Origin of the sequence: Pseudoalteromonas rubra, from assembly GCF_005887115.1 — a bacterium.
GTDB classification, from domain to species: Bacteria; Pseudomonadota; Gammaproteobacteria; order Enterobacterales; family Alteromonadaceae; genus Pseudoalteromonas; species Pseudoalteromonas rubra_F.
On the sequence record NZ_PNCJ01000035.1, the window covers coordinates 1 to 10,598 of the forward strand.

Sequence of the window (10,598 nt, forward strand, 5' to 3'; positions counted from 1 at the left end):
CCCGGCGGTAACAGGGGTTCGAATCCCCTAGGGGACGCCACTTACTTTTTAGTAAGTACCAACTCGTATGGTAAGAGTATAAACAACCAGTCCTAGTGACACATTCAGTGTCCCCTTCGTCTAGAGGCCTAGGACACCGCCCTTTCACGGCGGTAACAGGGGTTCGAATCCCCTAGGGGACGCCACTTACTTTTTAGTAAGTACCAAACTCGTATGGTAAGAGTCTAAATAGCCAGTCCTAGTGACACAGAACATTCTGTAAGAGAGAGAATAATGCCGTTCGCTTTTGCTGGCAAAAGACTCACCTCAACGCAGAATCAGCAAATCAGTGATTTGCTAGACAAATTCTGCGTCCCCTTCGTCTAGAGGCCTAGGACACCGCCCTTTCACGGCGGTAACAGGGGTTCGAATCCCCTAGGGGACGCCACTCTTCTTAGTAATTCCATTTCGCTCAATAGCACTCCCTTTTAACTATTTCTATTCTTGCTAATCTTTATCAACCACAAAAACCAACATTTCAATGAAATTTTTCATATATTTCATTTACTTAAATTATTTGATTTAAAACAAGGTTAAGGCTTTATTAACAAGCTCAGCTACGAAAAATGGGTTAGTATCGCGTTTTTTAGGTGAGTATCATGGCCAAAAGATGTACCGATTATACGGATAAGGAAAATGATTATCCGGTCTCTTATAACCTGCTGTCTACCACAGATACCAAAGGGCGGATCACATATGCGAATCAAAGCTTTTGTGATGTCGCTGGCTTTGAGCTGGACGAACTTGAAGGTCAACCACACAATCTGGTACGCCACCCAACTATGCCCAAAGCCGCCTTTAAAGATCTTTGGCAGTTTATTGGCTCCGGCAAGCCCTGGATGGGCATAGTAAAAAACCGTTGCAAAAACGGTGATCATTACTGGGTTAATGCCTATGTGACTCCCATCAAAAATCAGCATGGCCAAACCGCCGAGTACCAGTCGGTCAGAACCAAGCCAGAACGGGATGTGGTAAAACGGGCTGAAAACATTTATCAGCAGCTCGATAAAGGCGTTGCGTCTGCCAAACTAACACGTTCGTCTTTGTCTTTGTCTGCGCAGATGATGTTGATCCTGGTGGTGTCTTATATTTTGAGCATGGTATTTACCAGTTTGCCCGCGCCATGGAACTATATTCTGGAGACATTGCTGCTAGCAGGCGTACTCGCACTGACATATCAGCGGTTATCCCCAGTTCGTCGGTTGAGTGAAAAAGCTAAGCAAGTCTATGACAACCCACTGATGCAAAAAATTTACCTTAATAAAGTCAATGATGTCGCAGCGATTGAACTGGCACTGCTGGCACGGGGGTCTGAATTACGCGCCGTACTTGGCAGAGTTCAGGATGCCAGTCAGCTGGTTGATCAGCATGCGCAGGAAACGGTGTCTGAATGCCACAGTAATACTGAGTTATTGCAGGAGCAGCAAAGCCAGACAGGTTCTTTGGCTACGGCCATGAATGAAATGACCGCCGCTATTTCTGACATTGCCGGCAATACCAGTGATGCAGCGAATCGCTCAGAAGGTGCATTGCGATCGGTACTAGATTCTAACTCTGTGGTGCAGGCTAGCATGCAAATCAACCACACTTTATGCGAAGAATTGAGTCGCACTCAACATGATATTGCCCAATTGAATGAGCAAACGGTGCAGATCGGCGGAGTTGTTGACGTAATACGAGATATTTCTGAGCAAACTAATTTGCTGGCTCTGAATGCTGCGATAGAAGCGGCAAGAGCTGGTGAGCAGGGCAGAGGCTTTGCAGTGGTAGCCGATGAAGTCAGAGCGCTCGCACAACGCACTCAGGAATCGACCAGAGAGATAGATGATATTGTTGCAGGGCTAAAGCAACGTGCCGAGCGTGCGGTAGAGGCCATTCAAAATGGGGTTGAAAAGTCTAATGAATGTGTAGCACAAGCGGAACAAACCAAAGAGAATCTGGCATCGATAGAGCATATGGTGAAAGATATTTCTGCTTTGAACTACGAAATCGCCACGGCAACGGATCAAATGTCGGGTGCAAGCAACGAGATAAATGACAAGGCGGTCAATATCTCGCAACTGGCCAATGCGTCTATGCAAAGTGCAGACAACACTACAGCAGCAATGCGGAACACAGAGCAAGCGCTGGCAGATCAGGCAGCACTGGTTGATCAATTCCTGCTCAGGCTTAGCCGTTAAAGAAAAATATTAAAAAGATGTGAATAGAAAATTCCTTGCTGGTATGATTTCGCTTGGGTAATTTATGTGGCAGAATCGCCGCTTTTAACCTGGATATGCACATAAAAATCACACAAAGGGATAATGAATGAGCAATTTACAGAAAACTTTAAAAATAGGTGCCGCAGCGCTTGTTATGACTCTGGCCAATACGCAAGTGAGCATCGCAGGGGTTGATGGCGGATATTTCTCTGGCAAAAAGCAAGACTGCGAGATCTGGCGAGACGTGGCACCTTACAACTGGGCTAACACTACGCGCGGCAACCAGTCCATGATTTTCTATTGCAACCGCGGTGGTTATACTGTCACCACGGTTGAGTTAAAGATCAAGCGTTTGAGTGACAACACCGTCGTATTTCGTGAAAAAAGAAAACAAAACCTCACGTCAGGATATGGTCACGGTTTTTATCCTGACCTGAGCGCCAATATCAACGAAGAATATAAAATGGAACTGGATTATACCTTCGTAAAATTGAAGCACGGTAAGCCGGTCTGGGACAATAAAAAAACCAAAACCTGTAAACGTACTTTCACCCCAACCAATGCTAATTCATCGCGCGGAGAAGTATTCTGGTCAATCAAGAGTGCGGGCACAGCCTATCATAATAATGGTTGTCAGGGCGTACGCTTCGATATTCACTAAGCACTACCTGGGGCTGGCGCAATAAGGTCAGCCTTAGCGTTACAGCCGGAATTTAACGATGAAAGCAAAATACCTGATGATCAATGTGTTGTGCTTTATGCTCGGCTTTCTTGTGGCTGCTGTGTTACTGCATAAACAAGTACCCCAGCACTATACCCCAGTAGGCGATATTGAAAGCCTCGACACTATAACCGTACCTCACACAGAGGACCGCTCACTGCCATTCAACACAGCACAGCCAACTTCAGAAAAACGGCTGTATACCAGCGCTTCGCCTGCTCCCCCAGAGCTTAATGATGAACCTGAAAACAAAGACGAAAACAAGGCCAGGCTATTATCAATAGCGCAGGATATAGGCTTAGACAGCGGTGTTTATCCAGAACTGGCTAATTATGAAAATCAGGATATAACCAGACTCATTGAACAGCATCTGCTGACAAATCTGCGTGCTTCACAGGGCGATGTGTATGCTCAGTTTGATGAGGTAGAGCATTATCTTGAAGCCATGCCACAGATTGCCTCCGTGCAGTTTTTTACTGATTTACTGACACAAGCCAGGCACAAAGGTGCTCTGTCTCAGAGTTTTGCCATCCACCTGCTGGTGCACAGCGTCGAGCAGTTTGAACCAGGCACAGAGTCGCTCAGCCAGATCCAGGATATTGTCGCTACAGCCCGTCACAGCGAGAGTGAACTGGTACGTCTGAGTGCGTTGGAGTCTCTGGCAACAATGAGTTCGGATCAGGCACAACTAAAGCGCCTGCTTGAACAGTTTCAGGCAGATGAGTCTGCGGTGATACAGGCAAAAATCACGCTGCTTAACTATCATATGGCACAGGCTGATAAATTAAATAACCATTGAACCAGTGTCTTGGCCCTTTTTTAATAAAAGGGGTGCAAGCTTTCACGGTTGTCATGCGACCACAGAAATAAATTTAATCAGGTGATCCTTTAAAAGCTCGTGGTGTTATAATATAACATGTCAAGTTTAATGTTCTGACAAGGCACCTGATATGCAAGCTCTTAATTCCGCCCCTGCTACGCTTACTGCTGAGCAAATGCTGGCTGCGCCCGAATCCGATTATATGAATGCCGAGCAACTGGCTTTTTTCAGACAATATTTGGTTGAGTTGCATGATTCAACCAGAGCGCGTATCCGTGATACCAAAGCGCAAATAATGAACCCGCCTGAACTGGTAGATTTGAGTGACCGAGCGTCCTGGGAGGAGCAATGTATGATTTTGATGCGCATTGTTGACCGCGAGCAGAAGTTGTTACCTAAAATCCAGCAGGCACTGGAGCGGATCCGGCTCAATGAGTATGGCTATTGTCTGGAAACGGGGGAGCCTATTGGCATTGCTCGGTTACTGGCAAGGCCCACTGCTGAACTATGCGCTGACGTAAAATTGTGTTCGGAGCTGAAAGAGCACATGTACGTCAAAAACAGGGATGCCTGACAGAACTTGAACCCACACATCTACCGTCAAAAACTGTGTAAGGTAATCAAGCTATGGCTGAGTTAAATACATCAAATTTACTGCCCGTGACCGTGTTGTCCGGTTTTTTAGGGGCAGGAAAAACCACGGTGCTGAACCATATTCTGAGCAACCGTGAGGGGCTAAAAGTGGCTGTCATCGTCAATGATATGAGTGAAATCAACATTGACGCTGCGACGGTACAAAATGAAGTGAGCCTCAACCGGGCTGAGGAAAAACTGGTTGAGATGAGTAATGGCTGTATCTGTTGCACACTCAGAGAAGACCTGCTTGAAGAAGTTAACCGGTTGGCTAAATCGGGTAAGTATGACTATCTGGTGATTGAATCAACCGGTATTTCGGAGCCATTGCCCGTGGCAGAAACTTTTACTTTTGCCGATGAGCAAGGGGTCAGCTTATCTGATATTGCCACACTGGATACCATGGTCACCGTAGTGGATGCGGTAAACTTTCTGAAAGATTACGACCGAGCCGAGGCGTTACAGGATGTAGGCGAAAGCTTAGGTGAGGAAGATGAGCGCAGTGTGGCCGATTTACTCGTTGAACAGGTTGAATTTGCCGATGTACTGCTGATCAGCAAAACAGATTTGATCTCAGATACCGATCTTAAACGTTTACAAAGCATTCTGCGTACGCTTAATACCGATGCTGAACAAATACCTATGGCACATGGCAAGGTCCCACTGGCGCAGGTGTTAAATACCAAAAAGTTCAGTTTTGAAAAAGCCCAGCAGGCACCCGGCTGGCTCAAAGAGCTGCGGGGCGAACACATTCCTGAAACGGAGGAGTTTGGCATCAGTAGCTTTACCTTTTGTGCCAGAAGACCCTTTCACCCGGAAAAATTCTATGATTTTTTGCACTGTGATGAACTGGCCGGCAAGCTTATCCGCTCAAAAGGGTTTTTCTGGCTGGCAACCAGACCTCAAATTGCTGGCAGCTGGAGTCAGGCTGGCGGTATAGCAAGGCATGGTGCAGCGGGACTATTTTGGAAAGCAGTACCGCGGGACCAGTGGCCAGAAGACCCGGAATATATTGCCGCCATTGAAGAGCACTGGGTTGAGCCTTTTGGTGACATGCGCCAGGAGTTGGTGTTTATTGGTCAGGGGCTGGATAAAGCAGATATTATCCGCCGCCTGAATGCCTGTTTGCTCAGTGAAGAGGAGGTATTAAAAGGCCAGCAAGCGTGGAAAACGCTGCCTGACCCTTTTCCTTCCTGGGAGCACTAAATAAAAATCAGCCAGGCAATCAGGCTGGCCGCCAGGCAGTAATAGAGCATGGGAATCAGGGTGTAGCGAATAATATCACCCTCTTTGCCATGCAGGCCGACGACACTGGCGGCGGCAACCACATTCACCACCGCAATCATATTGCCGCCATTTGCGCCGAGCATTTGCAGCGCCAGTACCAGTTGCATCTCCAGTCCGGCTTCTGCCGCCAATGCTTGCTGAAAGCTGGCAAACATCAGGTTAGAAAAGGTCGCCGAACCTGCGATAAACGCCCCCAACGCACCCACTAAAGGCGCGATAAATAACCACAGATCACTCAGATGTATCGCAACCGTCTCGGCCAGTGCCATAGGCATAGCTGGGAGGGCAGCGTTATTAACGTCAGAGTGAAGAAAGATACGCACCATAGGCACCGCTGCACTCAGCGCAATCAAAGAGGGGAGTAACATACTGACACTATTGCTCAGGGCTACGCGCAGCTGTACCGTCTTGCCATTTTGCAGCCAAAGTGCCAAGAGCGCGGTCACAACAAACACACTGCCAGGCAGGTACAGGGGCATCACATTCACAGAAATGGCTGACCCCAGGATCTGATCCCATTCAAGGTTCACGCTTTGCAGTATATCCTTAAAAGGCAGCGCAGGGATCCGGGTCAGCACCAGGAGTGTTGCAACTAAGACGTATGGTAACCAGGCTCTGAGTAAGCTCAGTGTGGTGACGTGTGTCTCTTCTGCTAGAGGTGCTGTTGAGGCTTCGGATTTCGGCAATAAGAACCCTTTACGTGCCAAAGGGCAGACGATGGCCAATCCTGCCATCGCGCCCAGTACAGAGGGAAATTCCGGCCCCAGCAACCAGGCGACGCCATAGGCAGGCAGGGTAAAAGCCAGCGCACTGAAAACGGTAAAAGGCGCCATAACGAACCCGGCGCGCCAGCTGGGTGAGTCGCTGAAAAAGCGGCAATACAGTACAACCATAATCAGAGGCAGCAGGGCGGCGGCAATGATATCAATACCAATGGCAGTTAAGGCAATGTGCTTTACCTCGGCGTAATCGATATTGGCCGCACCCTGACCAATCCCGACAATCGCAGGTGTGCCAACGGCACCAAATGAGACCGCACTGGAGTCGGCAACCAGTGCCAGCACCACGGCGCTCAGCGGTGTAAAGCCCAGGGCAACCAGCAAAGGGGCGGCAATAGCGGCAGGCGTGCCAAACCCGGCAGCCCCCTCCAGAAAACTGCCAAATAGCCAGGCAATGATGATCAGCTGCACCCGTTTATCGGGGCTTATCCCGGCAAAGCCGTGTTTAATGGTATGGATAGCGCCGGTTTGTTGTAGCACTTTCAGTAAAAAAATCGCGCCGAAAACAATCCACACTATGGTCAGGGCGATGACCAGCCCTTCCAGCGTAGCGGCGGTGATATGCCCTAAAGGCACCTGCCAGATAAAATAAGCCGATAAGGAGGTAACGAGCAGGCTAAATGGCATAGCCTGCTTAGCAGGCAGCCTGAACAGAACCAGCAGGATAAATACGCTGAGGATCGGCACCAGGGCCGTGAACAGTTGTGGTAGCGTCATCAGAGTTTAAGAAATCCATTACTTAATGAGATGAGCTTAGCATGCCAATAAGACAATGAATATGCTGTTTATTACTGAACAGCCATGGTCTTATTGGCGCGATAGGTTAGCCGGAGGTTTTTTCTTTAAATTCACACAAGTCTTCAATAATGCAGCTGCCACACTTGGGCTTTCTGGCCACACAGGTGTAGCGGCCCAGCAAAATCAGCCAGTGATGTACGTCGACTTTAAACTCTTTCGGTACCACCTTTTCGAGCTTTTCTTCAACTGCGACCACGTCTTTGCCCATGGCAAATTTGGTGCGGTTTGACACGCGAAATATGTGGGTGTCTACGGCGATGGTGGGCCAGCCGAAGGCACAATTGAGCACCACGTTGGCAGTCTTTCGGCCCACGCCGGGCAGGGCTTCGAGCGCTTCGCGATTTTCTGGCACTTCGCCGCCATGCTGCTCCATCAAAATGTGGCACATTTTGTAGACGTTATTGGCTTTGGAGTTAAATAAGCCGATGGTTTTGATGTAGTCTCTGAGGCCATCCACGCCCAGCTCGATAATGGCCTGCGGGGTATTGGCAACCGGGAACAGCTTACGGGTGGCTTTATTGACGCTCACGTCTGTGGCCTGGGCTGATAAAGTGACGGCGACCAGCAGCTCAAACGGTGAGGTGTATTCCAGTTCAGTTTCCGGGTTAGGGTTGTCATCCCGCAGACGGGTGAGAATTTCGAGTCGTTTTGCTTTATTCATAGTACTGACTTACTTGCTGTTGATCCTATCTGAGCTGGCGGGAGAGTGACGGCTCTCCCGCTGCGCATTAATCTAAGCTGGTGACCCGAGCTCGGGGGGCTTTTTCCGGACTGGCGACGGGCTCAGCCTGGGCTTCTTTACGTGCATCAATGTAGTTTTTGGCGGCGATGATCAACCCCAGTCCTAAAAAGGCACCCGGTGGTAAAATGGCCACCAGAAACTGGCTGTCGAATTCTATGACTTCGATGCGTAGTGCGGTTGCCCAGTCACCCAATAACAGGTTAGCGCCATCAAACAGCGTGCCCTGACCGATTAGCTCGCGCATGGCTCCCAGTAACACTAGTACAGCGCCAAACCCCAGCCCCATCATGATACCGTCCCATGCAGACAACAGGGGCGTATTTTTTGAGGCATAGGCTTCAGCCCGGCCGATGATGGCGCAGTTGGTCACAATCAGCGGAATAAAGATCCCAAGTGACTGGTATAGACCAAAAGTGTAGGCGTTCATCAACAGCTGCACTATGGTTACAAAGGCGGCGATGATCATCACAAACACCGGGATCCGGATGTCTTTGGGGACCCAGTTTCGCACAATTGAGACTGTGACATTGGATCCAACCAATACCAGTAAAGTGGCCAGCCCCAGGCCCAAAGCGTTGGTTATCGTGCTGGTGACGGCCAGCAACGGACACAGACCCAACAGCTGTACCAGCGCCGGGTTGTTTTTCCACATGCCTTCATGGGCGAGTTGTTTAAATTCACTCATCGATGGTCTCCTGACAGTGGTTTGGCTCTGCGAACAGCGCGTCAAAGTTGCTGCGAGCATACCAGGCAGCGGCATTGACGCTCTGCACTACGGCGCGTGGTGTAATGGTTGCGCCGGTGAATTGGTCAAACTGTCCGCCATCTTTTTGTACATTAAAAGCGGGGTCTTGCTCCTGAGTCACGGTTGTTCCACTGAAACGGGTGATCCAGTCAGATTTGGCCAGTTCTACTTTATCGCCAAGCCCGGGAGTCTCCTCGTGGCGAGTGACCCGCACACCGGCAATTTCACCGGTGTTATAGACCGCGCTCAGTATGTCGATGTTACCGCTATAGCCACGTGGGGTGATATGTTGCACCAGTAAGGCGACGGGCTCATCCTGTAAGCGAGCACGGTAAATAATATGCGGGCCATTGGGTCCAAGCTCAGGCGCACTGCTGATGGCACAATCCAGGTAAAGCTCGTTGTCGTATTGCGCTTTCGGAATGACCTGGGTCAATACGCGCATTAGGTGGCGTTGTTCCTGTTTGGCAATCTCTGGCGCCGTAAAGGTTTGTACCAGCGCAACACTGCCGGTGGTCGCCAGTGCAAAGGCGGTCAGGATCAGGCCGTTCTTTTTCATCGATGACAGGATCATGAGCTTGCTCCATGCCCGTAAGTACGAGGCTGCGTATAGTAATCAATCAATGGTACCGCCATGTTCATGATCAGCACGGCAAAAGCGACGGCATCCGGATAGCCACCAAAGTGGCGGATCAGATAAACCAGCAGGCCAATCAGTGCACCATAAATTAAACGGCCACGGTTGGTGGTACTGGCCGATACCGGATCGGTGGCAATAAAAAACGCGCCCAGCATAGTTGCACCACTGAGCAGGTGGAAAAGCGTACCTGCCTGGGTTGCAGGTGACACAACATAGCCAATGCCGCTGCACACCGCCAGGGTCACGATAAAAGCAACGGGGATATGCCAGTTAATGACTTTGGTTTTTAGCAGGTACAAACCACCCAACAGATAGGCCAGGTTCACCCACTGCCAGCCTTGTCCGGCATAGTCGCCGAAAGCAACGTTATTAGTGGCTTCTGAAACAGTCAGGTTTTGTGATACGGCCGTCTTTACATGGTCCAGCGGTGTGGCTGAGGTGGTGCCATCAATCACCTGACGCGCTTCTGCCAGCGGGATGCCCGCCAGGGTTTGCTCGGTAAAGATGAGCGCGAGTTGATCCACTGCTGACAGCGGCGCTGCCTGTATTTCGGTGATGGGGGTCCAGCTGGTCATTTGCACCGGAAATGAGATCAACAGCAACACATAAGCGGCCATAGCGGGGTTGAACAGATTAAAGCCCAGTCCGCCATAAAGCTGTTTAACAATCGCAATGGCAAACACACAGCCAATTACGGTGACCCACCAGGGAGCCAGAGGCGGAATGCTCACAGCAAGCAATACGGCAGTCAGCCAGGCACTGCCGTCACTGAGTGTTGGCCACACTGGGCGGTTGCGCAGTTTCATCATTGCCGCTTCGGTCACGCTGACCGTTAACAGTGCCAGCAAGAGCTGAAACAGGGTGCCGGGGCCAAAAAAGTAACTTTGTACCAGAATACCCGGGATACAGGCGGCGATAACCGTCAGCATCAGGCGGCTGAGGGTTTTGTCGCTGTGATTGTGGGGCGATGAAGCCATGGTTAATTTCATGACGGATCATTTCCTTCTTGGTCTTCGGCTGCGGCCTGCTTTTTTGCTTTTGCGCGTGCAACAGCGGCTTTAATCGCGGCCTGACGTTTTTCTTCGGCGCTAAGCGGCGCTTCATGAGTGCTTTGCGAGGCGTCACCAGGTTCAGCGCCTGTTTGCTGCTCGGCTTCTTTGGCGGCTTTCTTCGCCTTAGCACGGGCAATCGCA

11 protein-coding genes and 2 tRNA genes are annotated in these 10,598 nt (G+C 50.0%); 7 read left to right on the forward strand and 6 right to left on the reverse strand.

The annotated features are described in order from the left end of the window. The first annotated feature begins 109 nt into the window (after positions 1–109). From CWB98_RS19225 to zigA, 7 genes are all read left to right on the forward strand, one after another. A tRNA-Glu gene (locus CWB98_RS19225) sits at positions 110–185 on the forward strand. A 166-nt stretch (positions 186–351) separates the two neighbouring features. Then, positions 352–427, forward strand: a tRNA-Glu gene (locus CWB98_RS19230). A 211-nt stretch (positions 428–638) separates the two neighbouring features. Next, positions 639–2,219: a methyl-accepting chemotaxis protein gene (locus CWB98_RS19235; protein ID WP_138546311.1), complete on the forward strand. Its 1,581-nt coding sequence runs from the start codon at positions 639–641 to the stop codon at positions 2,217–2,219. 127 nt (positions 2,220–2,346) lie between these two features. Then, positions 2,347–2,901, forward strand: coding sequence for a hypothetical protein (locus CWB98_RS19240; protein WP_138546312.1), 555 nt, complete (start codon positions 2,347–2,349; stop codon positions 2,899–2,901). A 58-nt stretch (positions 2,902–2,959) separates the two neighbouring features. Next, positions 2,960–3,760 carry a hypothetical protein gene (locus tag CWB98_RS19245; RefSeq protein ID WP_138546313.1) on the forward strand — a complete coding sequence of 267 codons (801 nt, stop codon included), beginning with the start codon at positions 2,960–2,962 and terminating at the stop codon, positions 3,758–3,760. A gap of 151 nt (positions 3,761–3,911) precedes the next feature. Further along, positions 3,912–4,355 (forward strand): TraR/DksA C4-type zinc finger protein, encoded by a 444-nt coding sequence (locus CWB98_RS19250; protein ID WP_138546314.1) that lies wholly within the window; start codon positions 3,912–3,914, stop codon positions 4,353–4,355. A gap of 53 nt (positions 4,356–4,408) precedes the next feature. Next, positions 4,409–5,620: a zinc metallochaperone GTPase ZigA gene (gene zigA, locus CWB98_RS19255; protein ID WP_138546315.1), complete on the forward strand. Its 1,212-nt coding sequence runs from the start codon at positions 4,409–4,411 to the stop codon at positions 5,618–5,620. Here zigA and CWB98_RS19260 read toward each other — a convergent pair. The 6 genes from CWB98_RS19260 to CWB98_RS19285 form a co-directional block, all read right to left on the reverse strand. Further along, complete coding sequence (locus tag CWB98_RS19260; RefSeq protein ID WP_138546316.1) at positions 5,617–7,197, reverse strand: L-lactate permease; 1,581 nt, start codon at positions 7,195–7,197, stop codon at positions 5,617–5,619. The genes zigA and CWB98_RS19260 overlap by 4 nt on opposite strands. A gap of 106 nt (positions 7,198–7,303) precedes the next feature. Then, positions 7,304–7,939, reverse strand: a complete 636-nt coding sequence (gene nth / locus CWB98_RS19265; RefSeq protein ID WP_046006698.1) for an endonuclease III — start codon at positions 7,937–7,939, stop codon at positions 7,304–7,306. A 67-nt stretch (positions 7,940–8,006) separates the two neighbouring features. Then, positions 8,007–8,705, reverse strand: coding sequence for an electron transport complex subunit E (locus CWB98_RS19270; RefSeq protein WP_046006699.1), 699 nt, complete (start codon positions 8,703–8,705; stop codon positions 8,007–8,009). After that, positions 8,698–9,339 carry an electron transport complex subunit RsxG gene (gene rsxG, locus CWB98_RS19275; RefSeq protein WP_138546317.1) on the reverse strand — a complete coding sequence of 214 codons (642 nt, stop codon included), beginning with the start codon at positions 9,337–9,339 and terminating at the stop codon, positions 8,698–8,700. The genes CWB98_RS19270 and rsxG overlap by 8 nt, the downstream gene beginning before the upstream one ends. Continuing rightward, positions 9,336–10,394: an electron transport complex subunit RsxD gene (gene rsxD, locus CWB98_RS19280; protein WP_138546318.1), complete on the reverse strand. Its 1,059-nt coding sequence runs from the start codon at positions 10,392–10,394 to the stop codon at positions 9,336–9,338. Before rsxD ends, rsxG begins: the two co-directional genes overlap by 4 nt. Then, a partial coding sequence (locus tag CWB98_RS19285) for a hypothetical protein (RefSeq protein ID WP_138546319.1) occupies positions 10,391–10,598 on the reverse strand: 208 nt, incomplete at its 5' end. The genes CWB98_RS19285 and rsxD, both read right to left, overlap by 4 nt.